18 protein-coding genes are annotated in these 21,210 nt (G+C 67.6%); 10 read left to right on the forward strand and 8 right to left on the reverse strand.

All coding sequences use genetic code 11. From position 1 onward, the window contains the following. Positions 1–19: 19 nt before the first annotated feature. The 3 genes from ABIA73_RS00485 to ABIA73_RS00495 all read right to left on the reverse strand — a co-directional run bounded on the left by ABIA73_RS00485 (position 20) and on the right by ABIA73_RS00495 (position 1,318). Positions 20–493: a TadE/TadG family type IV pilus assembly protein gene (locus ABIA73_RS00485; protein ID WP_025878545.1), complete on the reverse strand. Its 474-nt coding sequence runs from the start codon at positions 491–493 to the stop codon at positions 20–22. Continuing rightward, entirely contained in the window at positions 490–1,035 is a 546-nt protein-coding gene (locus ABIA73_RS00490; protein ID WP_032975294.1) for an A24 family peptidase, read from the reverse strand. Before ABIA73_RS00490 ends, ABIA73_RS00485 begins: the two co-directional genes overlap by 4 nt. Before the next feature lie 100 nt (positions 1,036–1,135). Then, the gene (locus ABIA73_RS00495) at positions 1,136–1,318 is read right to left on the reverse strand and encodes a Flp family type IVb pilin (RefSeq protein ID WP_025878547.1); all 183 of its coding nucleotides are present in this window, start codon (positions 1,316–1,318) and stop codon (positions 1,136–1,138) included. A gap of 691 nt (positions 1,319–2,009) precedes the next feature. Here ABIA73_RS00495 and ABIA73_RS00500 point away from each other — a divergent pair. The 4 genes from ABIA73_RS00500 (at position 2,010) to ABIA73_RS00515 (ending at position 9,622) form a co-directional block, all read left to right on the forward strand. Next, the gene (locus ABIA73_RS00500; protein ID WP_354275231.1) at positions 2,010–2,990 is read left to right on the forward strand and encodes a helix-turn-helix domain-containing protein; all 981 of its coding nucleotides are present in this window, start codon (positions 2,010–2,012) and stop codon (positions 2,988–2,990) included. A gap of 749 nt (positions 2,991–3,739) precedes the next feature. Next, positions 3,740–8,311 carry a YadA-like family protein gene (locus ABIA73_RS00505; protein WP_354275232.1) on the forward strand — a complete coding sequence of 1,524 codons (4,572 nt, stop codon included), beginning with the start codon at positions 3,740–3,742 and terminating at the stop codon, positions 8,309–8,311. Between the two features lie 62 nt (positions 8,312–8,373). Then, positions 8,374–9,210 (forward strand): OmpA family protein, encoded by an 837-nt coding sequence (locus tag ABIA73_RS00510; RefSeq protein ID WP_025878550.1) that lies wholly within the window; start codon positions 8,374–8,376, stop codon positions 9,208–9,210. 121 nt (positions 9,211–9,331) lie between these two features. After that, complete coding sequence (locus tag ABIA73_RS00515) at positions 9,332–9,622, forward strand: DUF6959 family protein (RefSeq protein ID WP_170929478.1); 291 nt, start codon at positions 9,332–9,334, stop codon at positions 9,620–9,622. 85 nt (positions 9,623–9,707) lie between these two features. On the opposite strand, the gene ABIA73_RS00520 is transcribed toward ABIA73_RS00515, so the two are convergent. Next, positions 9,708–10,535: a class I SAM-dependent methyltransferase gene (locus tag ABIA73_RS00520; protein WP_134832703.1), complete on the reverse strand. Its 828-nt coding sequence runs from the start codon at positions 10,533–10,535 to the stop codon at positions 9,708–9,710. Positions 10,536–10,599: 64 nt separating this feature from the next. On the opposite strand from ABIA73_RS00520, the gene ABIA73_RS00525 reads away from it, so the two are divergent. Continuing rightward, entirely contained in the window at positions 10,600–11,004 is a 405-nt protein-coding gene (locus ABIA73_RS00525) for a MerR family transcriptional regulator (RefSeq protein ID WP_025878553.1), read from the forward strand. 15 nt (positions 11,005–11,019) lie between these two features. On the opposite strand, the gene ABIA73_RS00530 is transcribed toward ABIA73_RS00525, so the two are convergent. The 3 genes from ABIA73_RS00530 to ABIA73_RS00540 all read right to left on the reverse strand — a co-directional run bounded on the left by ABIA73_RS00530 (position 11,020) and on the right by ABIA73_RS00540 (position 15,732). Further along, entirely contained in the window at positions 11,020–11,736 is a 717-nt protein-coding gene (locus tag ABIA73_RS00530) for an MgtC/SapB family protein (protein ID WP_315828962.1), read from the reverse strand. 84 nt (positions 11,737–11,820) lie between these two features. Next, positions 11,821–13,587 (reverse strand): chloride channel protein, encoded by a 1,767-nt coding sequence (locus ABIA73_RS00535; RefSeq protein WP_354275233.1) that lies wholly within the window; start codon positions 13,585–13,587, stop codon positions 11,821–11,823. 63 nt (positions 13,588–13,650) lie between these two features. Next, positions 13,651–15,732 (reverse strand): TonB-dependent receptor family protein, encoded by a 2,082-nt coding sequence (locus ABIA73_RS00540; protein ID WP_032975303.1) that lies wholly within the window; start codon positions 15,730–15,732, stop codon positions 13,651–13,653. 131 nt (positions 15,733–15,863) lie between these two features. Between ABIA73_RS00540 and ABIA73_RS00545 the strand changes: the two genes are divergently transcribed. Beyond that, positions 15,864–16,784, forward strand: coding sequence for a M14 family metallopeptidase (locus tag ABIA73_RS00545; RefSeq protein ID WP_025878557.1), 921 nt, complete (start codon positions 15,864–15,866; stop codon positions 16,782–16,784). Between the two features lie 67 nt (positions 16,785–16,851). Here the strand turns inward: ABIA73_RS00545 and ABIA73_RS00550 are convergent, their stop codons facing one another. Continuing rightward, complete coding sequence (locus tag ABIA73_RS00550; RefSeq protein WP_033831329.1) at positions 16,852–17,703, reverse strand: LysR family transcriptional regulator; 852 nt, start codon at positions 17,701–17,703, stop codon at positions 16,852–16,854. Between the two features lie 162 nt (positions 17,704–17,865). Here ABIA73_RS00550 and ABIA73_RS00555 point away from each other — a divergent pair, with 162 nt between their 5' ends. The 4 genes from ABIA73_RS00555 (at position 17,866) to betT (ending at position 21,168) form a co-directional block, all read left to right on the forward strand. Continuing rightward, complete coding sequence (locus ABIA73_RS00555; protein ID WP_088100152.1) at positions 17,866–18,219, forward strand: SMR family transporter; 354 nt, start codon at positions 17,866–17,868, stop codon at positions 18,217–18,219. Continuing rightward, complete coding sequence (locus ABIA73_RS00560) at positions 18,219–18,539, forward strand: DMT family transporter (protein WP_032975307.1); 321 nt, start codon at positions 18,219–18,221, stop codon at positions 18,537–18,539. Before ABIA73_RS00555 ends, ABIA73_RS00560 begins: the two co-directional genes overlap by 1 nt. 67 nt (positions 18,540–18,606) lie before the next feature. Beyond that, complete coding sequence (locus tag ABIA73_RS00565; RefSeq protein WP_025878561.1) at positions 18,607–18,987, forward strand: VOC family protein; 381 nt, start codon at positions 18,607–18,609, stop codon at positions 18,985–18,987. A gap of 201 nt (positions 18,988–19,188) precedes the next feature. Next, positions 19,189–21,168 carry a choline BCCT transporter BetT gene (gene betT / locus ABIA73_RS00570; RefSeq protein WP_025878562.1) on the forward strand — a complete coding sequence of 660 codons (1,980 nt, stop codon included), beginning with the start codon at positions 19,189–19,191 and terminating at the stop codon, positions 21,166–21,168. The last annotated feature ends 42 nt before the right edge of the window (positions 21,169–21,210 follow it).

A 21,210-nucleotide genomic window follows, 5' to 3' on the forward strand; every position in this document is an offset into this window, starting at 1 on the left:
TCGTCTCCTGTACCGATCGTCAGTTACTGCCGAGGTCCAGCTGGGCGACCGCGACGCTGCGGATGGGGGCCTGCATCACCCAGCCATAGAGCGTTGCGGTGCCGGGCAGGAAGGGATGGGACGCATAGTCGTAGCTCACCGTCACGGTCATGCATTGCACCGTCGCCAGGCCGGCGCAGGGCGCCTGCGGCGAGACCACGATGGCGCCGGTGCCGCCGCCGCTGCAGTCCGGGTTCTGCCCGGAAAACTGCAACAGCCATTGCATGGAGCGGCGGGCCGCCAGGCAGGCGGCGGTGCGCCGCTCGCCGGCGTTGCCAAAGCGCAGCGAAGCACGCGCGCCCTCGGCCGAGGCCGTCGCCAGCGTCTGCTGCGCGGCCATGATCAGCACGCCGGAAAAGGTGAGCAGCAGCAGCGGCACCAGGCCGAGCAGCAGCATCAACGCGAATTCGATGCTGGCCACGCCGCGTTGGCGTTGGCGCGCGAACGCTTTCATGCGACGCCTCCATAGGTGGTTGCCAACACCCAGCCAATCGCCGCGAAGGCCAGGTAGGCTGCGTAGGGAATGCCCTGTCGCCCCTCGCGCGCGGCATGCAGTTCGCGCAGGGCAGCGTGGCCATTCAAGTGCGTGCTGGCGCGGTTTACCTGCATCTGCAGGCGCAGCGGCAGGTGACCGGCCAACTGCCGACCGGCCAGCACCAGCACGGCGTGGGCGCCTGCGGCCAGGCTGGCCAGCACCCAGACCGGCAGCAATGCCTTCCAGCCCAGCAGCAGGCCGAGCACGGCGAAGAACTTCACATCGCCGGCGCCCATCCAGCGCACCGCATAGAACGGCAGCAATGCCAGCAGGCCAACGACTGCGCCCAGCAGGTGTGGCGCCCAGGCCGTGCGCGTTGCATTGAACTGGCCGGCGATGATCAGGGGCACGGCGATCGCGCACGCGGCCAGCAGCCAGGTGTTGGGCACGCGGCGGGCGTACAGATCGCTGATCGCAATCCGCAGGCACACTCCCATGGCCAGCAATCCCAGCAGTGTCATCGCACACCCTCGTTGTCCGTCACTGGACAGTTGCAGAACCCTTCATCGGCCACCGCGGCCGCCATCGAAGCGACCGCAGGTGCTGCACCCTGCGCGCTGGCTAGGTGGTGGTGGCGTCGGTGGCAATGGCCTGCAGGCGGGTGAACAACGTGGTGAAGAACGCGGTGATCTGGGTTCTGCCCACCACGATCAGGATGCCGGCGATCACGGCGGCCAGCAGCCCGTATTCGAGCGCGGTCACGCCATCTTCTTCTTTCAGGAACTTGCGGATCGATGCGTTCATGACGGTTGTCTCCCTCTACCTGTCAGTTGCTGCAGGACACCTGCATGGCCGGTGGCCCGGCTCCGCCGGGACCGTCCGTAGGCCCCCGCCATCCTGGCGGAGGAGGCACGGCGGGCAATCCCGCTGTGCTCAAGCAGGGTGATCATTCCCGGGCAGGGCAGCGGCCGCGCAACCACGACCACCCAGCTCCAGGCCGGTGGTCGAAACGGTATCTCGTACGTGCATGGTCATGCTGTCCCCCTGGGTGTGGCCGCTGTCTGCGTGCCCGATCACCGTGTATTCGACTTTGCCTGAATGGCGGTTCCCTGCAACCGGAACCTATATGCAAATTCGGCAGATTCGCTGGATGCCTGAATATTGCGGCGCGGATCTGTGACGTAAATCCGTTCCTGCGCAAAACGATTCATGGTCGTGCAGATAATGTGATGCCCATCCGCGCGCCTGCGAAAACCATGCCATCGGCGCGCACATTTTCTTCACGCAGCTGATAATTCCGCAGCGTCGAAACACCCTGTTTACGACTGCCGATTATCGGGCATACTCGCATTCAAGGTTTTGCATTTTCAGGGAGGGACGCGCGTGCGTCGCAGCGTCCCTCTCGGCAACGGACGATGCTCTTGGAAACGGCGTGCGCCCTGTCAGGCAGTGGGGGCGGGGTCGTGCGGCAGGCCAAACGGGGGACGACACTGTCATGGTCGATGGTGGGGTGGAAGACAACGACGACGGCGATCTCAGGTCAATCGACCTGGCCACGCTGAGCGGCGTGCTCCGCGTGTGCGATGTGGAACTGTTGCTGCTGGATGGCAATGGTCCGCGCGCGGCATTTGCTTCGCGCGTTCACGAGGAAGCCCTGTTCTGCAGCATCACCTGTGGCTTCCACTGCCGCGGCCGTTTCATGCTGCCGCCGGACTGGGCAATGCTCGGCTACCTGCACACCACCGATGATGCATTGAGCTGGTGCCATGGCGTGCCGCTGACGCCGGGCATGGCCTTGACCGTGATGCCCGAAGGCATCAGTGAATTCACTCTCAGCCCTGGTACCCAGATGACGCTGATGCTGGTGCCGGTCGCGCGCGTGCAGCGCAAGTTGACCGAGCTGAGCCTGCGCAGCACGCCACCGGCGGGGCAGGCGCTTTCACTGTTCAACCTTGGCGATGATGCGATGCCGCTGGTACGCCATTACCGGCAACTGCACGCGCAGCTGGGGCAGGGTGGTGGGCTGCAGCCGGAAGAAACCGAGCGCCTGCTGCACGAGCATGTCCAGGCGCTGCTCGGTGCCGGCCCAGCCGATCGGCCCAGTTGCAGCCGCGCCCGCCGCACGCATTACCTGATCGCGCAGCGGGCGGAGAACTTCATGCGCCTCAATCTTCGCCGCAATATCTACATGAATGAAATCTGTGACGCCGCCGGCGTCAGCGAGCGTGGCCTGCGCTATGCGTTCGAGGATCTGTTCGGCACCTCGCCCAATCGCTACCTGTCGATGCTGCGGCTGTGCGCGGCCTGCCGCAGCCTGTCGATGGCCGATTCCAACCGGCGCTCGGTCAAGGCCATCGCCCTCAGTTGCGGGCTGTGGGATCTTTCCCGCTTTGCCGACAACTACCGGAAAGTGTTCGGCGAACTGCCGCGTGACACGTTGATGCGCGCGCCGGCACAGCTCGGCCAGCCAGCCTGAGGGGTATCGGCCGGGCTGCCGCCCGGCACCCGCAGAGGCCAAAGCCAAAGCCAAAGCCAAAGCCAAAGCCAAAGCCAAAGCCAAAGCAACAGCCGGCTCTGGGTTTTCCGCGGGTTGGCGGGGCGGTGTGGGCTTGCAGGACACGCCGTAAACCCGTCCATGGGGGCTCGATGGCGCCATCCATGGCGCCAACGGTCCTGCAAGCCCACACCGCCCCACCCCTGACAGTTTCCCGAGGGCGGTGGGATTGGGCGTCATGCATTCACCCTGAGCGTAGTGAAACTTCGATTTTCAGTGATTATTTCGATCTAAATCGAAATTGATGATCCGACTTTCCCTCGCCCGGGCCTGGCCCGGCGCTACATCTAAAGCGCGCGGGAAACTGTCGAAGGCGGGGTGGGTCCAGTTGCGGGGGTGTCCGCGGCATGGATGCCGCGGCCAAGCCCCCAAGGATGGGTTTACGGCGTCCCCCGCAACCGGACCCACCCCGCCATCCCGCAGGAAACCCGCTTTTGCTTTCGGCTGTTGCCGTTGCCGTTGCCTCTGCGGGTGCCGGGCGGCAGCCCGGCCAGCCCTCCCTGCCGGATTTGCATATGTGGCTGCCGAATCCGGCCGTGGATTTGCCGGAATGCGCGATTGCCCTGCCGGAATGAAGTGCTCAGCCCTCGCTGAAAGGCGCGAAATGTCAGTCACCTGCCTAACGGCAAGTCCACTGACATTCAAGTTGTCCGCCTACGGGGGAAATGCTCATGAACCGCATCTACCGGCGTGTATGGAACCGCCAGCTCAATGCTCTGGTTGTGGCCTCGGAACTGGCCACCGGCGATAGCGGTGGTACCGCACCGCGCGACCGTCGTGCCAGCCTTCTGGTGCCCAGCACCCTGGCCATGGCACTGCTGTGCGTGCTGGCCAGCGGACCTGCGGCGGCGACAGAGGCCAATCAATCGCTGCGCGACCTGCAGGCGCTGGCGGCCAAGTACACCCAGCCGATGCCGGTGAAGGTGGACGCCGAAGTGGCGCTGGCCGCGGCTGCACGACAGGCACAGGCGAACCCGGCGATCAGTGCCAACGCACGCGTCGGCCTGCAGCTGAGCACAACGTCATTGCCGGTCGTGCGCGACGTGCTGCCGGCCACCGTGCAGGTCAAGCTGGCGGCCGGCGCCGCGCCGCGCCAGGTGCCTGCACCGGTGCTGGGCGCCGACGTGCGCGCCAACATCGGTGTTGGCGCTGCAGCCGCTACCCGTGTCGATGCCGCGCTTGCGGCGAACGTCGCACCGGCCGCACAGGCGCCGTTGGGTCTGGCCGCCAACGCGGCAGCAAAGGCCGATGTCGGCATCGCCGGCAAGCCGGTTGCCAGCATTGACGCCGGCACCCGGGTTGCCGCGGCAGCGGGTGCAACGCCGTCCGGCTTGAAGGCGGCCGTGGATGGCAAGGTCGATTCGCAGCTGGTCGTGGCCGGCAATCACATCGAAGGCCAAGGCCAGATCGGTGCCACCGCAGCGGTCACACTGCCGGCCAAGGAAGAGCTGCCGGGTGACACCGATGACCGCGCGATCACCGCAGCGTTCGATACCGGCGTGGCAGGCAAGGTACGGGTGCAGGGCAAGGACGGCGAGGAAATCGTCGCCGATCGCAATCTCAAGCTGGCCGGCACCGCAACCGTCGCCGCGCAGAACAGCGCGCTTGGCCTGGGCGGCCTGCTCAACGGCGTCGGCACTGCGCTCAACGGCGTTGGCAGCGCGGTCGGCAGCCTGCTCAATGGTGACCTCAACGGCACCGTCGGCAACCTGACCGGCGCCGTCGGTGGCCTGGTCGGCAATACCCTGGGCAGCCTCGGCCTGACCTCGCCGTCGGCCATTCCGCCGACCAGCCCGAAGGCGCCCGCCGCTGCCGACCCGAACGCGGGCCTGGTGATCGGTACCGGTGGCCTGGTGGGCGGTGTCACCGAACTGCTCGGCCCGACCACCGCCAGCCTGTTCGGCGGCACCGGTTACCTGTCCAACGGCAACCTCAAGCTCAGCACCGCCAACGTCATGCAGACCTATTCCACGGTCAACGTGCTCGGCCTGCCGGTGGTCAATGCAACGCCGGTCGGCACCACGCTCAACGGACTGGGTGGCGCGGTCACCGGTGGCAGCTCGCACCTGACCCTGATCGGTGGCGTCACCTCCGACAGCTACATCTACAACATCAACAACGGCAATCCCGGTGGCCTGCTCGGCCTGCTGCTGCCGACGGACTCGCCGGCCTGGGCGGCCAAGTGCCTGGACATCGCGCTGGCGGACATCTCCTGCTGGGCGGTCAACGCAGCGCAGGACTACCAGGTGCTGATGGGCGATGGCGCCTATGCCAACGGCTCCAAGGAAGTGGTGATCGGTGCCAACGCCCGCCATGAGCTGCCGAAGGTCGATGCCAACGTTGCCTTCCCCGGCGCGGGCGCCAATGATCCGAGCGATCCGACCGGTGTTCCCACCGCCGACTATGCAGCACGCATGGGGCACTCGGTGGTGGTCGGCGACAGTGCCAGCGGCACTGCCAACGGGCAGACCCTGCTCGGCGCAGAGAGCACCTCCAACCAGGCCAACTCGGTGGCGCTGGGCTATCGCTCGGCCGCACTGCGCGGCGCGCAGGCCAGCTACAGCGCTTACGGCCTGACCACCGCACAGGTGTCGGCGGGCGAAGTGTCGGTGGGCACCGCAGGCGGTGGCGAGCGGCAGATCACCAACCTGGCGGCCGGCAGCGCCAACACCGATGCCGTCAACGTGGCCCAGCTGAAGGGTGCGATCAGCCAGATCGATGCGGTCGGCGCGGCGGCGGTCACCTATGACCTGGATGGTGCAGGCGACCCCGACTATCGCCGTGTCACCCTCGGCAATGGCACCGGCACCACCACCATCGGCAACCTGGCCGCCGGCGCGGTCAACGCCACCAGCAGCGAGGCGGTCAATGGTGCGCAGCTGTTCGCCAGCAACGACACGATGGCAAAGTTCTTCGGCGGACGCGCAGCGTTCGATCCGCTCACCAGCACGTTCACCGCACCGCTGTTCGAGATCAGCACCATCTCCACCGGTGGCGCCGTGGCCCCGGGGCTGTATGACAACGTCACCGACGCCTTCGATGCGGTGGATGGTTCGCTGGTCAACCTCAACACCCAGATCAACGACATCCGCAACACCGGCACCCGGTACCTGCGGGTGAATTCGACCGGTGCCGACGCCGTGGCCAGCGGCGCCGAAGCGATCGCCGTCGGTGCCGGTGCCAGCGCAACCGCCGCCAACAGCATCGCGGTCGGTGCCGGCAGCCTGGCCGACCGTGCCAACAGCGTGTCGATCGGTGCCGCGGGCGCCGAACGCCAGGTCACCAACGTCGCCGCCGGCACCGCCAGCACCGATGCGGTCAACCTGGGTCAGTTGCAGGCCTCCGAAGAGGGCGCACTGCGCTACGACCTCAACGGCGACGGCAGCGTCAACTACGCAAGTGCGACGCTCGGCCAGTCCGGCACCGCCACCACGCTGCGCAACCTCGGCCCGGGCCAGATCAGCGCGGCCAGCAGCGAAGCAATCAATGGTGCGCAGTTGTTCGCGGCCAACCAGACGGTGGCCACCCACCTCGGCGGCGGCGCTGCAGTGGATGCCAATGGCGTGGTCACCGCGCCGACCTACACGCTCAACAACGTCGCCGCCAATGGCACGGTCAGCCAGGGCAGCTACAACGACGTCGGCACGGCCTTCGATGCGGTCAGCAATTCGCTGGCAAATGTGGCCGAGCAGACCGATGACCTGGATGCGCGCGCCGTGAAGTACGACGTGGACGGGAGTGGCAATGTGGTCGATACCGTGACCCTCAGCGGTACCGGCGGTGCACCGGTGAAAGTCACCAACGTGGCCGCCGGCAGCATCCTGGCGGGGAGCAGCGATGCCATCACCGGCGACCAGCTGTTCAGCACGCACCAGACGGTGGCCAGCTACTTCGGTGGCAGCACCGTGTACAACGGCAGCACCGGGCTGTGGACCGCGCCGACCTTCAACATCTCCACCATCGCCACCGATGGCACCATCACCGGCAACGACTACAGCAACGTCACCGCTGCGTTCTCTGCAGTGGATGGCTCGCTGCGGGTGCTCAACCAGCGCATCAGCAGCGGCGGCGGCAGCCCGTACCTGGCGGTCAACTCCACGGCTGCCGCAGCCACGGCCACCGGTGCCGAAGCACTGGCGGTCGGCCCGCAGGCCAGCGCAGCCGGTGCGGGCAGCGTAGCGGTCGGCAACGGTGCCAATGCCAGCGCGGGCAACAGTGTTGCGCTGGGTGCCGGTTCGGTGGCCAGCGTCGGTGCGCAGACCGGCTATACCGGTGCCTATGGTCAGGCCGGCGCCAGCAACTCGTCCGGTGAGGTGGCGGTGGGCAGCAGTGGCAGCGAGCGCAAGATCACCCACGTGGCCGATGGCTCCGACGACCACGATGCGACCAACGTCGGCCAGCTGAAGAACGGCGTGAACTACGCCATCGACCAGTCCAAGGCCTACACCGACCAGAAGATCCAGAACATCACCAACGTTGCCGGCAGCTTCCGCGCCAACAACAGCAACAACCTGGCCGATCCGGCCGCCACCGGCGCCAACTCCGCCGCGGGCGGTGCCGGCTCCACTGCGGCCGGGGCCAACTCGACCGCATTGGGCAACGGCTCGCAGGCGCAGGCAGACAACTCGGTGGCGCTGGGTGCGGGCTCGGTCGCCAACCGCGCCAATACGGTGTCGGTGGGTGCAGCCGGTGCCGAACGCCAGGTGGTCAACGTGGCCGATGGTTCGCAGGCGACCGATGCGGTCAACGTGCGCCAGCTGCAGGCTTCGCAGCAGGGCACGATCCGCTATGACACCACCACCAACGGCACCACCAACTACAACAGCGTGACCCTGGGCAGCACCAGCAGCGGCCCGACCACGGTGCGCAACGTCGCTGCCGGCACCGCCGGTACCGACGCGGTCAACGTCGACCAGCTGAAGTCGGGCATGGCGCAGACCCTGGACTGGTCCAAGGCCTACACCGATGAGCGCATGGGCGGCTTCGAACGCGACCTGCGCAAGACCGACAACCGCGCCTCGGCCGGCATCGCCTCGGCGATGGCAACCGCATCGCTGCCGCAGCCCAGCGAGGCTGGCCGCAACATGGCCTCGATCGCCGCCGGCAGCTACAACGGCGAATCCGGCGTGGCCCTGGGCATCTCCGGTGTCTCCGAGGGCGGTCGCTGGATCTACAAGTTCAGTGGTTCCACCAACAGCCGCGGCGAGGCCGGTGTGGCCGTCGGTGCCGGCATCCAGTGGTGATCGCCTGCGCCGGGTCGCATTCGCGGCCCGGCGCAGCGGGCAACGTCTACAGGGGGAATGACATGAAACCGCATCGCATCGCTCGCAGTGGCCGCGTCGCCGCCACGCTGGGCCTGATCCTGGCCGCGGGGCTGCTGGTTGCCTGCCGCAGCCACGCACCGGCCGCCGACGGCCCCGCCGACAGCACCGCCGTCACCTTCCCGGAGGCCAGCAAGGCATCGCTGAAGGAAGGCATCTATCCGGATATCGCCGACCTGCGCCGGTTCGCACCGGGCATGAGCAAGCGCCAGCTGTACACGTTGCTCGGCACCCCGCACTTCAACGAAGGCATGTGGGGCGTGCGCGAGTGGAACTACCTGTTCAACTTCCGCACCGCACAGGGCGCGGAGTACTTCACCTGCCAGTTCCAGGTGCGCTTCGACAACAAGGGCATCGCCCAGGGCGGCTACTGGAAGCCTGAATCGTGCGCAGCGGTCCTCGACCCGCCGCGTCCGCCGCCACCGCCGGCGCCGGCGCCCTTGCCGGAGCAGCCGCTGCGGCTGGCTGCCGATGCACTGTTCGGCTTCGACAGTGCCGTACTCAGTGCCAGCGGCCAGCAGGCCGTGCAGGGTGTACTGGCGCAGGTGCGTGAGGCCAGCCAGGTGCAGTCGATCCAGGTGGTCGGCTACACCGACCGCATCGGCAGCGCTGCCTACAACCAGACGCTGTCGCAGCGACGTGCCGAGGCGGTGCGCATGGCGCTGGTACAGGGCGGCGTATCCGCGGCGAGCATCAGCGCTGAAGGGCGGGGTGCGGCCGAACCGCTGGTGCAGTGCGACCAGCGCAACCGGCGCGAACTGATCGCCTGCCTGGCGCCCAATCGCCGGGTGCAGATCGCGGGCGTGGCCCGATCGCACTGAATCCCCGCGCCGGGGCGTGCCCCGGCATCCCGAGTCCCCCCTGTTCTGCCGGCAGGACGTGGAAACGTCTCCCCCGTTTTCCACGCCTGCCGGTGGGCAGGTTTCTTCCCTGGTGCACCTGATGAATGCCCAATTCCTGCCCTTGTCCATGAAGACGGAAGCCACTCTCAGCGTGTACGGCCAGCTCGGCAACCATGCGGTCGTGCGCATTCCCGGGCGCCGGCTGCCGGGCCTCATCCTGCAGGCCGACACCGTTGCCGGCTTCCTCACCCAGCTGCAGGAAGCACAGGCGTGCCTGCGCAGCGGCCGCGCGCAGCGTGCCGACGCCGAGCTGGACATGCTGGTCGACATGCTCGAGCAGTGGTATGCGCTCATCGAATCGCGGCTGGCCGATGCCGGCGAGGCCTTGTAGAGAAGCAGGGGACGGAGGGGATCAAGTCGTTTCCCGCACAACCGGGGCATGAACGACTTGATCCCCTCCGTCCCCTTTTCTGTTGCTATGCGCGGGCGCGGATCATCCAGCAGGCGGTTTCCACCCGCACACGGTCACCGTCGATGAACGGTGCGAACGCGGTCAGCGCCTGCTGCAGCAGCGCTTCGGCGCGTGCGGCCGGCAACGCACGCAGGGCCAGACCCACAGGTCCGAGCTGGCCGACGTAGCTGGCCAGCGCATCACGGCTGAGGAAACAGGTCAGGTCCAGCGGCGCGATGTCCACGTCCTGCCATCCGGCACGCTGCAGCAGCCGGCGCACCCGTTCGCCATCGGCGAAAGCGAACTGCCCCGGTGCACCCGGTACCCGCGCCGGCAGCACCAGCTGGTCTGCAAGGGCGCGCTCGGCGGTGGTCATGAACGGATTTTCCTGGGCGCTGCGCCAGGCGATGCAGCGCAGGCCCGCGCCCGTTCGGGCGGCACGGTGCAGGTTGGCGAAGGCGGCCTGCGTGTCCTCGAAGAACATCACCCCGAAGCGCGACTGGATCCAATCGTAGCGCGCCGTTGCGAAGGGATGGCGCTGGGCATCGGCAACGATGAAGTCGACCCCGCGCCCGATCGCGGCGGCGCGCTGGCGGGCCAGGTCAAGCATCGGTGCGGAGATGTCCACGCCCGTGCAATGGGCGTCAGGGCGTGCTGCGGCGGCGCTCAGCGTACTGGCGCCGGTGCCGCAGCCCACGTCCAGCAGTTCCGTGACGGTAACCGGCAGCTCGTCGCGCAGGGCATCGGCCATCGGTTGGAACAGGCCGTCCAGCAGGGTCTGCTGCGCGACCCAGTTCTCGCCGGCGGCGCCGTTCCAGAGCGTGTTCTGATCGAGCGGGAGTGAATCGTCCATGGGCTTGCCTTGCGCGGGGAGTGCGACCATGGTGGCGCTTGAAGCCCACTTGAGGTCAAGCACGATGCAGGAACTGGATATCGGTGAGGTGGTCCGCCGCAGTGGCGTGCCGGCCTCGACGCTGCGCTACTACGAGCAGCTCGGCCTGTTGCAGGTGCTGGGGCGTCGCGGCCTGCGCCGGCAGTACCACGAGCAGGTGCTGGAACGGCTGGCACTGATCGGCCTGGGGCAATCGGCAGGCCTGTCGCTGCAGCAGATCGGCGCAGCGATGCCGCAGGGGGCAGGGCTTGCACTGGATCGCACGGCATTGCTGGCCCGGGCCGATGCGCTGCAGCAGCAGATCCGCAGATTGCAGCGGGCGCAGGATCGGCTGCGGCGGGCTGCCGCCTGTCCACACGCCGAGGATGCTCGGCGCTGCGCCTCGTTCCGCAGGTTGCTGCGAGCGCAGCAGCGCGTAGCGCGCGGATGAACTGCCGACACCCGCTCAATCGCGGGTGCTGACTTCCCAGGTGGCATGCAGCACGCCCGGCACCTGTTCCATCCGCGCCAGCACCACGTCCAGTTCGTCGGCGCTGACCGCGGTGCTGACCAGCACTGCGATCACATCAGTGGGCGCATCGGCGTGCTCCACCAGTTGCACGTCGCCAACGGGGTACTGCGCGGCTTCCAGCGCATCGACCAGGCGCTCGCGCACGCGCGGCACCGCGTCGGCATCCACGCTCAGGCGCACTTCGTAGGTCGCTTCGCTGGCGGCTTCGTTGATCGGGATGCGGTTGATCGCGTTCACCAGTGGCCGCAGCAGGGTATTGCCGGCGATGATCAGTACGGTCAGCAGCACGCCTTCGGCCAGCATGTCCGCGCCGGTGCAGCTGCCCACGGCAGCCGAGCACCACAGCGTCGCGGCGGTGTTCAGGCCGCGCACGTTCATGCCTTCCTTCATGATCACGCCGGCGCCGAGGAAGCCGACGCCCGAGACGACGTAGGAGATGACCCGCACGGCCTCGGCGCTGCCGGCGATGCGCATGCCCAGGTCAACGAAGGCGGCAGCGCCGACAGCCACCAGCACGTTGGTGCGCAGGCCAGCGGTGCGTTGCCGGTACTGGCGTTCGGCGCCGATCAGGGTGCCGAGCACGAACGCCGCCAGCAGGCTGACCACGGTGTCGGCGAAGGGGCCGGCCTGGAAGGTTTCAATGAAGCGCATGGCCGCAGTCTACCTCCCGCAGGTGACAGCAGATCCACGCCACGCGTGGAGGGGCAGGGGGCATCATCCACGCGTGGCGTGGATCTACTCGTCGACGCGCTCGCCCATCATTTCGCGCTGGCGCTTGTCCAGTTCCTCCGCATAGCGCTTGCGCACGAATGCTTCAGACACCACGCCCAGCACCTGGCCATCGTCGGCCACCACCGCCAGCTCGTCGGCCTGGGTCTGGTCGAACCGCTGCATCACGGTCACCACGTCGGCGCTGGTGGCAAGGGCCACGTCGCGGTTCTCGGCGAACGTACCTACGACGTCCTCGGGCTTCACGCCGTCGCCGAACAGGCGCGGAATCTGCACGATGCCAGCGTAGTGGCCTTCACTGTCGATCAGGATCACCCGGCTGCCCGAGCCCAGCGGGAAGCGCTGGCGGAAGGCGGCGGCATCGAGGTCGGCCGGGGCGGTGGCCACACCCTTGCGCATCATCCGCCCGGCATTGAGGTTGTGCACCCAGCCGATGTCACGCGCGCTCTTGATGGTTTCCCCGCGCAGGTGCATGCGCCAGGTCGAGAAGGAATAGCCGAACCACTGCCGCACCAGGGTGCTGGACACCAGCACGGCGCTCATCACCACGCTGGTCAGCAGGAAGTCGTGGGTGCCTTCCAGCACCAGCATGGCCATGGTCATCGGCGCGCCAACCACCGCCGCGGCCAGTGCAGCCATGCCTGCCAGCGCTGCCGACGTGGCGTCGACCACCGGGACGCCGGTGGCCATCGCCAGCAGCCCGGCAAACAGCGTGCCGACCAGGGTGCCCATGAACAGCGAGGCGAAGAACAGGCCGCCGCGGAAACCGAAGCCCAGCGAAATGCCGGAGGCCAGGCATTTCAGCGTCAGCAGTCCGCCGATCCAGATCAGCGGCAGATGGGTGGTCAGGTCCAGGTGCAGCGCCCCGTGGCCGGACGACAGCACCTGCGGGCTGGCCAGTGCCAGCGGAATCAGCAGCAGGCCGCCCACCACCGGGCGCCCCCACAACGGCAGCGGGCTGCGCTTGACCGTGCCTTCGATGGAGGCGATCAGGCGCATCACCACGATGCCGACCATCGCACAGCAGCAGCCGAGCAGGCCGTAGATCGCATAGTCGGCTGCGCGCACGTCGATGGTCGATGCCGCCGGCAGCAGATAGGCGTCCACGCCGGCCTGGTCGGCAACGAAGGCACCGGCCAGCGCGGCCACCGCAACCGGCGCCAGTGCCGCCGGCGTATAGGCACCGATGACGATCTCGAAGGCGTAGAAGGCCCCGGCCAGCGGTGCACCGAAGGCCGCGGCGATCGCACCGGCCGCGCCAGCACCGACCAGGATGCGCACGTCGTTGCGGCGCAGGCGCATCACCCGCCCCAGCTGCGAACCGCTGCCGGCGCCCATCTGCGTATACGACGCCTCCAGTCCGACCGAAGCACCGCAGCCATTGGAGACCAGGGTCTGGGTCAACACGATCAGGTTGTCGCGCATCGACATGCGGCCGCCATGCAGTGCATTGGCTTCCACGGCATCCAGCAGGGGGCGTTTCAGGCGCGTGGCAGCCAGGCTGACCAGGCCCACCACCAGGCCACCCAGCGGCAGCACCAGCAGGGCAGTCCAGGTCAAAGCGGGCAGCGAGCTCAGGCGCATGCCCTCGTCCAGCCCATACAACGCCGTCTGCAGGGTGCGTGCCAGCCCAGCCTGCAACAGGGTCAGGCCGCCGGCGATCAGCCCGACCACCAGCGCCAGGGCGATGAACCACAGGTCGCTGCCGCGCAGGCGCAGGCGCAGGCCCTGGAAGGCCAGATGCAGGCGCGATGGCGAAGCGGTGGAGGACATGGTGGCGGCATGATACGCCGCCACCGTGAGCGCTACCGTCACCGCATCAGGCGGTTGCCATGCTCAGAAGCGGTAGCGGCCCTGCACGTAGAACGTGCGCGGCGCGGCCACCATGCGCCCGGCGTTGCCATCCACGTTGCGGGTGTACCAGCGCTTGTCGGCCAGGTTGTTCACGCCCACCGCGACCTCGCTGTCGGCCAGCCAGGGCAGCTGCCAGGCGGCCTGCGCGTTCCACAGGCGTACGCCGGGTACACGGCCTACGCGCGCGTCGGCGGCTTCTTCCCAGGTGTTGGCGGCATCGGAGAACTGGCCGCTCTGGTGGGTGCTGGACACGTTGAAGGTCCAGCCGGCCAGCGCATAACGGGCGCCGACGCTGTCGGTATCGCGCGCGTAGAACGGCACATCGAGGCCGCGGTTGTCGCCGGACTGCTGGATGGCCTTGGTCCAGGTGTAGTTCGCGTACAGTTCCAGCCCGGCCAGCGCGCTGCTTTCGGCAAAGCGGTACTCGATCGCGCTTTCCACGCCCTTGTGGTCGGTGGCGCCGATGTTCTGGAAGGTGGGCGGGGTGATGCCCGGCACCTGCAGGATCTGGTTGTCGAAGCGCATCTTGAACACGGTCACTTCCGCACGCAGCCCGCCATCCTGCCAACGCGCGCCCAGCTCGGTGGTCCTGGCGATTTCCGGGTTCAGCGGGTTGGTCGCGCTCTGCGAGTTCAACTGGATGTTCTGCACGGGCCCGAACGAGGTGGTGTAGTTGCCGAACACGGTCAGCTGCGGGGTCAACAGGTAGGCGACGTTGAGCGAGGGCAGGGCCTTGTCGTTGCGGCTGCTGAAGGTCGCGCCGCCGCCGGCCTGGCGGCGGTCCATGTCGATCCACTCCATGCGCACGCCGGGCGTGATCCGCCACTGACCGATGGCGATGCGGTCATCAACGTAGAACGAGTGCGCATCGGTGGCGTTGTCGAAGCGGGTGGTCGCGCCGGTCGCACCGGTACGGCGGGTAACGGTGTAGCTGCGGTCGTTGCCGCGCTCGCGCAGGAAGCGGTAGCCGGCGGTGATGTCGTGCACGCTGCTGCCCCAGTGCAGGCGCTGGGTGTAGCGTGGCTCGATGCCGAGCACACGGTAGTCGCGCGGCTGCACCGTGATCTGTGTGTTGGCCGCGTTGATCAGCGAACTGGCCCGGTTGCTTTCGTTGTAATACGCCAGCACCTCGAACTCGCTGTTCTCCGACAGCGTGTTGGTGTAGCCCAGGTCGATGCCGGTGCGATGGCCCTTCCAGAAGTCGGACGGGCGGGTGTTCTGGAACGGATCGGCCTGGTACTGGGCGCGGGTCAGGCCGCCCGGAGTCAGAGAACGCACGTCGTAGTACGACAGCTTGGCACGCAGCTCCTGCTGTGCGTCGATGGCATAGGCAAACTTCAGCGCCAGATCATCGAAGCGGTCATCGCTGCCCTGGCGCCAGCCGCGGCCGTCCTGCCCCGAATACAGCAGGGCCATGCCCAGGCCGTTGTCGGCGGTGCCGCCGAGGAACGCGTTGTACTGGGTGCTGTCGCCGCCGCCGTGGTCGTAAGCGCTGTAGCGCACGCCGGCCTCGCCGTGCAGGCCAGCCGCAGTCGGAATCGCGCGGGTGCTGAAGTTGATGATGCCGCCGACATTCTGCGGCCCGTAGCGCACCGCACCGCCGCCGCGTACCACGTCGATCGATTCGATGTTGGCCAGGCTGGCCGGGGCGAAGGAGAGCTGTGGCTGGCCGTACGGCGCAACCGCCAGTGGCACGCCGTCCAGCAGGACGGTCGAGCGCGGCGAGTAACGGCCGGTCAGGCCGCGCACGCCGATGTTGAGCGAGACCGAGCTGCCAGCGGTGCCGGAGTTGTCGGTGACCTGCACGCCGGGAATGCGGCGCATGGCATCGCCCAGGCTGGCGGCGCCGCTGGCCTCGATGCGCTGGCGATCGACCACGGTACGCGCGCCAGCGAAGCTCTTGACGCTGTCGTGCAGGCCGGTGCCCAACCAACTGCCCGACACCTGGATGCTGTCGAGCGTGGTGGCGCTGTCCTGCGCGAGCGCGCTGGCGGCCGGAAACACGCACAGGGCGAGGGCGGCAGCCAGGGGCAGGCGGGCCGGTTGCGGGGCAGGGATAGGCATCGGTGCGGGGTGTGGAAGGTCGTAAATGAGAATTATTGCTGATTCCATTCGCCATTGGAATCCGTCCGCCGTTCAGCGCTTTGGCCCGGTGGTAAAGTGGCCGATTGCCTCCTGACCCGCTGAGAACTGCCATGTCCACTGCTGCTTTCTACCCCGTCGGTACCCCTGGCCAGCCGTGGGGCGTTGCGGAAAGGGAGCAGTGGCGTGCGCGCCAGCAGCGCCTGCGCCGTTACGACGAGGAGGTGCTGCCGCGCATCGATGCACTGGCCGGGCATTTCGACAAGGTGGCCTACGGCCAGCTCGACTATGCAGGCGAGACCTACACCCTGTTCGCCCTGCGCAGCCGCGACTGGAACCCGGCGTTGCCGGCCGCGCTGGTGACCGGCGGCGTGCATGGCTACGAGACCAGTGGCGTAATGGGCGCGCTGGAGTTCCTCGAAAAACATGCCGCCCACTACGCCGGCAAGGCCAACCTTCTGGTCGCGCCGTGCGTGAATCCGTGGGGCTTCGAGCGCATCAACCGTTGGAACTTCGATGCGATCGACCCGAACCGCAATTTCCGCGCGGACGGCCCGGCCCGCGAATCGACGGCGCTGATCGAACTGATCGCACCGCTGAAGGGCCAGTTCGTGCTGCACATCGACCTGCACGAAACCACCGACAGCGACGAGAGCGAGTTCCGTCCCGCACTCGCCGCGCGCGATGGCAAGCCGTTCGAACCGGGCCTGATTCCCGATGGCTTCTACCTGGTGGACGACAGCGGGAATCCTCAGCCGGCCTTCCAGCAGGCCGTGGTCGCCGAAGTGGAGAAGGTGACCCATATCGCACCGGCTGACGACAAGGGCGAGATCATCGGTTCGCCGGTGGTCGCGCATGGTGTGATCGAGTACGCGCTGGTGCCGCTGGGCCTGTGCGCCGGCATTACCGGGGCGAAGTACACCACCACCACCGAGGTATACCCGGACAGCCCCCGCGCGACGCCGCAGCAGTGCAACGACGCGCAGGTGGCGGCGGTGTGCTCGGCGCTCGATTACGCGCTCGCCCATCGTTGATCGGTAGTGCCGGCCGCTGGCCGGCAACCACGGGGCAAGGGGATGCCGGCCAGCGGCCGGCACTAGCTCACCCCAACGCCTCGGCCCACCACAACGCTGCCGGCCCCGGTGGCGTATCGCGCCGCCACACCAGGTCGCTGTGGATGCGCCTCGGCCAGCCCGGCACGCGCAGTTCCAGCAGGCGGCCCCGGTCGTAGCGCTGCACCAGCGCACGCGGCAGTTCGGCCCAGCCGATGCCGTCCTCGGCCATCTCCATCACCATCAGGTAGTCCGACGCGGTCCATGCCGGCCCGCTGATCGGCGGTGCGTGGTCGACCTGCGCACTCAGCCGCACCTGCCGATGCCGGGCCAGTTGCGCCGCCGCACGCACGCCGGCCTGCGCCAGCGGATGGTCGCTGGCCACGTACACCGCCAGTTCGCTGTGGTGGGCCAACGGCTGGGCCACCAGCGCATCGGGGTACTGCGCCTGGCGCGGCAGCAGGCCGAGCCCGGCGCGGCCAGCATCCACCAGTTCCAGCACGTCGCGCCCCTCGGCATCCAGCCATTCCAGCTCGATCTCGGGAAATGCCTCGGCAAACCGCTGCAGCACACGTTGCGCCGGATCGAGCTGGTAGACATCGGAGAACACCACGGTCAGGCGTGGCTCCACGGGTGCGGCCAGGCGCACGCTCAGTTGCTGCAGGCGCGCGTCGGCGGCAAGGATTTCCTGCGCGTGGCCCAGCACCTGCCGGCCGGCGTCGGTCAGCTGCGGATAGCGGCCGCTGCGGTCGAACAGAACCATGCCCAGGTCCGCTTCCAGATGGGCAATGGCAGTGCTGACCGTGGACTGGGTCTTGCGCAGCCGGCGCGCGGCCGCCGAGAACGAGCCCAGCGCGGCGGCCTCGACGAAGGCCTGCAGGGATTCGGGAGAATAGGGCATTGATCCATCGCTCCTGTCGATGGAATCCATTTTGATACCACCGTAAAAGACGATGATACTGGCCGCCGTCGCCCCTTGTCTGCGGGGGCGTTCCGGATCATCCACGCACGGCGTGGATCTACTGATGACGGGGCGCGGTCCCCGTCGCGCAAGGAGCTTCACATGTCCCGACCTGTTCCCGCCCGTGGCGCCTTCGTCGCCTGGGCCTGCCTGACCGTGGCGATCGTCGCCGAAGTGGTCGGCACGTCCTTCATGGCCCATGCCGCCCGCGATGGCGGCTGGACCGGCTATGTGGTGATGGCCGCCGCGCTGGCGCTTTCCTATTACTTCCTGGCGCTGTCGGTGCGCCGCATCGCCGTCGGCGTGGCCTATGCGGTGTGGGAAGGCCTCGGCCTGACCCTGCTGACCGTGGTCGGCATCAGCGTGTTCGGTGAGAGCCTGTCGCTGCAGCAGCTGGCCGGTCTGGTGCTGGCGGTGGTCGGCATCGTCTGTGTCACCCTCGGGGAGGCGCACTGATGAACTTGATGGCCTTGTTTTTCGTGATCTGCTCGGCGCTGATCGATGTGGCCGCCAACATGATGGTGGCCAAGTCCGATGGCTTCCGTCGCTGGCGTTGGGGTGTCGGCGCCATCGTGCTGGTCTGGATCGCCTTCGCCCTGCTGGGCCAGGCCGTGCGCTACATGGACCTGGCGACCGCCTATGCGATGTGGGGCGCGATCGGCGTGATCGGTACGGCCACCTGCGGTCGCCTGCTGTTCGGCAACCGCCTGCGCCCGATCGGTTGGATCGGCATCGGCCTGGTCACGGCGGCCGTGCTGCTGCTCAGTACGGCGTGATCCCGGCTTGATTGCGGCGATCAGTGAGGTGGCCGACACTTGGGCTTTCCCGCAACGGAGTGCCCGCATGTTCAGTCACGTCACTGTCGGAACCAACGACATGGCGGCTTCCCGCCGCTTCTACGATGCCTTGTTCACTGCCATCGGCGGTCGCGCAGGCGTGTTCGATGACGAGGGCAAGCTGGTCTATATCAAGGATGGACGGATGTTCATGGTCATCCCGCCCATCGATGGCGAGGCGGCGTGCCATGCCAACGGCGGCACCATCGGCTTTGCGCTGGCAGACCCGCAGGCGGTGCATGCCTGGCAGGAAGCGGGGGTCGCCCACGGCGGTACCGCGGTGGAAGACCCGGCCGGCGTGCGGCACAAGGCCGGGCGCCAGTTGTACCTGGCCTACCTGCGTGATCCCGACGGCAACAAGCTGTGCGCCGTGCATGTGATGGGGTGAATCGTCGGTGCCGGACGCGGCGTGTCGTAATCGGACCAAAGTGACAACGCCGCCCGGCACGCCCGCCGGTCTGCAGGCGCGCGCGTAGCACGGAAATCCAGCCGATCGTGCCTGCGCGATGCCACGACTTCATCCTGTGTCCACTGCGATTCAGCCAGAATCGGTCGGCTTACTCTTTGATCGATCCGGAGATGGCTGCCCATGGAAGCACTGGAGCCTCAACATCAGCCGGTGCGAACCCTGCGGCCCGTCTTCGCCTTCGCGGCGATCGTTGTCGTTGCCTTCGCACTGTTCGTCAGCCTGTATCCGATCGGCGCCGGTCGCCTGCTGGTCAAGGCGCAGGACTGGGCCGCGCTCAACGTCGGCTGGTACTACCTGCTGGCGATGACCCTGTACCTGGTGTTCGTGGTCGGCGTGGCGCTGTCCAAGTACGGCGGCATCAAGCTCGGTGCCGACCATGACGAACCGGAGTTCAGCTACCTCTCCTGGGCCGGCATGCTGTTCGCAGCAGGCATCAGCATCACCCTGTTCTTCTTCTGCGTTTCCGAGCCGCTGACCCACTACCTGCAGCCGCCGCAGGGTGATCCGGCCGCCGGCGAGGCCGGTGCGCGCCAGGCCATGCAGCTGCTGTTCCTGCACTGGGGCCTGCATGGCTGGGGTGTGTTCGCGCTGGCGGCGATGGCGATGGCCTATTTCGCCTACCGGCACAACCTGCCTTTGGCATTGCGCTCGGCGCTGTATCCGCTGATCGGCAAGCGCATCAATGGCCCCATCGGCTATACCGTCGACGCCCTGGGCATCGTCGCCACCGTGTTCGGCATCGGCGCGGACATGGGCTTCGGCGTGCTGCATCTCAACGCTGGGCTGTCGCACCTGTTCAACGTGCCGCACTCGAACATGGTGCAGATCCTGCTGGTGGTGGCGATGATGGGCGCGGCGGTCGCGGTTGCCGTGTCCGGCGTGGAGAAGGGCGTGCGCTGGATGGCCAACATCAACATGCTGCTGGCGATCGCGCTGGTGCTGTTCATGCTGTGCGCCGGCCCCACCCAGTACCTGCTCAGCACGCTGATGCAGAACCTGGGCGACTACCTGGGCAGCGTGGTGGGCAAGAGTTTCGACGTGTACGCCTATGGCGGCCGGCCGGAATGGCTGGGCGGCTGGACGGTGTTCTACTGGGCCTGGTGGATCGGCTGGGCGCCGTTCGTCGGCCTGTTCATCGCGCGCATCTCGCGCGGCCGCACCATCCGCGAGTTCGTGTTCGGCGTATTGCTGATCCCGCTCGGCTTCACCCTGGCGTGGCTGTCGATCTTCGGCAACAGCGCGCTGGACCAGGTGCTGCACCATGGCCAGCAGCAGTTGGCGCAGCTGGCGGTGGATGACCCACCGACGGTGCTGTATGCGTTGCTGGATGGCTACCCGTGGAGCAAGGCGGTGATCGGGGTGACCGTGCTGGTCAGCTTCATCTTCTTCGTGACGTCGGCCGATTCCGGGGCGGTGGTGCTGTCTACGCTGTCCTCGCATGGCGGTGCGCCGGAGGACGATGGCCCGCGCTGGCTGCGCGTGTTCTGGGGCACGGTGATCGCGGTGCTGACCGCCGGCCTGCTGCTGGCCGGCAGCATCGATGCCCTGAAATCAGCGGTGGTGCTGGCCTCGTTGCCGTTCTCGGCGGTGCTGCTGTTGATGATGTGGGGCCTGACCCGCGCCTTCAGTGACGAGTCGCACCGCAAGCGCGCGCAGCAGTTCAGGCCATCGCCGCTGATCGGCGATGACCGCCACCACCAGGGCTGGCGCCAGCGCCTGACCCAGGCCATGCACTTCCCGGTACGCGACCAGGTGTACCGCTTCATGGATGACACGGTGAAGCCGGCGATGGAGGCGGTGGCCGAGCAGCTGCGCGAGCAGGGCTGGGACGTGCAGACGCGGTTCGAAGCGGGCGACATGGAGCTGTCGGTCAACCACGGCGAGCAGCAGGACTTCCAGTACCGGGTGATCCTCAGTGGCTACCTGACCCCGTCCTTCGCCGCGCAGCAGCTGCGCAACCAGCGCTACTACCGCGCCGAAGTGCATCTGTACGAGGGTAGCCAGGACTACGACCTGGTCGGCTACAGCCGCAAGCAGATCATCAACGACATCATCAGCCAGTACGAACGGCACCTGCAGTTCCTGCACCTGAGCCGTTGATGCAGCCACGCCGGGCATGGCCCTTGCCTTTGGAGGGTGTGG

This window comes from Stenotrophomonas sp. 2694, assembly GCF_040548715.1.
GTDB lineage: Bacteria > Pseudomonadota > Gammaproteobacteria > Xanthomonadales > Xanthomonadaceae > Stenotrophomonas > Stenotrophomonas indicatrix.

Coding starts and splice junctions, on each gene's coding strand:
- ABIA73_RS00485 (WP_025878545.1), bottom strand. CDS start 493: ATGAAAGCGTTCGCGCGCCAACGCCAACGCGGCGTGGCCAGCATCGAA.
- ABIA73_RS00490 (WP_032975294.1), bottom strand. CDS start 1,035: ATGACACTGCTGGGATTGCTGGCCATGGGAGTGTGCCTGCGGATTGCG.
- ABIA73_RS00495 (WP_025878547.1), bottom strand. CDS start 1,318: ATGAACGCATCGATCCGCAAGTTCCTGAAAGAAGAAGATGGCGTGACC.
- ABIA73_RS00500 (WP_354275231.1), top strand. CDS start 2,010: ATGGTCGATGGTGGGGTGGAAGACAACGACGACGGCGATCTCAGGTCA.
- ABIA73_RS00505 (WP_354275232.1), top strand. CDS start 3,740: ATGAACCGCATCTACCGGCGTGTATGGAACCGCCAGCTCAATGCTCTG.
- ABIA73_RS00510 (WP_025878550.1), top strand. CDS start 8,374: ATGAAACCGCATCGCATCGCTCGCAGTGGCCGCGTCGCCGCCACGCTG.
- ABIA73_RS00515 (WP_170929478.1), top strand. CDS start 9,332: ATGAATGCCCAATTCCTGCCCTTGTCCATGAAGACGGAAGCCACTCTC.
- ABIA73_RS00520 (WP_134832703.1), bottom strand. CDS start 10,535: ATGGACGATTCACTCCCGCTCGATCAGAACACGCTCTGGAACGGCGCC.
- ABIA73_RS00525 (WP_025878553.1), top strand. CDS start 10,600: ATGCAGGAACTGGATATCGGTGAGGTGGTCCGCCGCAGTGGCGTGCCG.
- ABIA73_RS00530 (WP_315828962.1), bottom strand. CDS start 11,736: ATGCGCTTCATTGAAACCTTCCAGGCCGGCCCCTTCGCCGACACCGTG.
- ABIA73_RS00535 (WP_354275233.1), bottom strand. CDS start 13,587: ATGTCCTCCACCGCTTCGCCATCGCGCCTGCATCTGGCCTTCCAGGGC.
- ABIA73_RS00540 (WP_032975303.1), bottom strand. CDS start 15,732: ATGCCTATCCCTGCCCCGCAACCGGCCCGCCTGCCCCTGGCTGCCGCC.
- ABIA73_RS00545 (WP_025878557.1), top strand. CDS start 15,864: ATGTCCACTGCTGCTTTCTACCCCGTCGGTACCCCTGGCCAGCCGTGG.
- ABIA73_RS00550 (WP_033831329.1), bottom strand. CDS start 17,703: ATGCCCTATTCTCCCGAATCCCTGCAGGCCTTCGTCGAGGCCGCCGCG.
- ABIA73_RS00555 (WP_088100152.1), top strand. CDS start 17,866: ATGTCCCGACCTGTTCCCGCCCGTGGCGCCTTCGTCGCCTGGGCCTGC.
- ABIA73_RS00560 (WP_032975307.1), top strand. CDS start 18,219: ATGAACTTGATGGCCTTGTTTTTCGTGATCTGCTCGGCGCTGATCGAT.
- ABIA73_RS00565 (WP_025878561.1), top strand. CDS start 18,607: ATGTTCAGTCACGTCACTGTCGGAACCAACGACATGGCGGCTTCCCGC.
- betT (WP_025878562.1), top strand. CDS start 19,189: ATGGAAGCACTGGAGCCTCAACATCAGCCGGTGCGAACCCTGCGGCCC.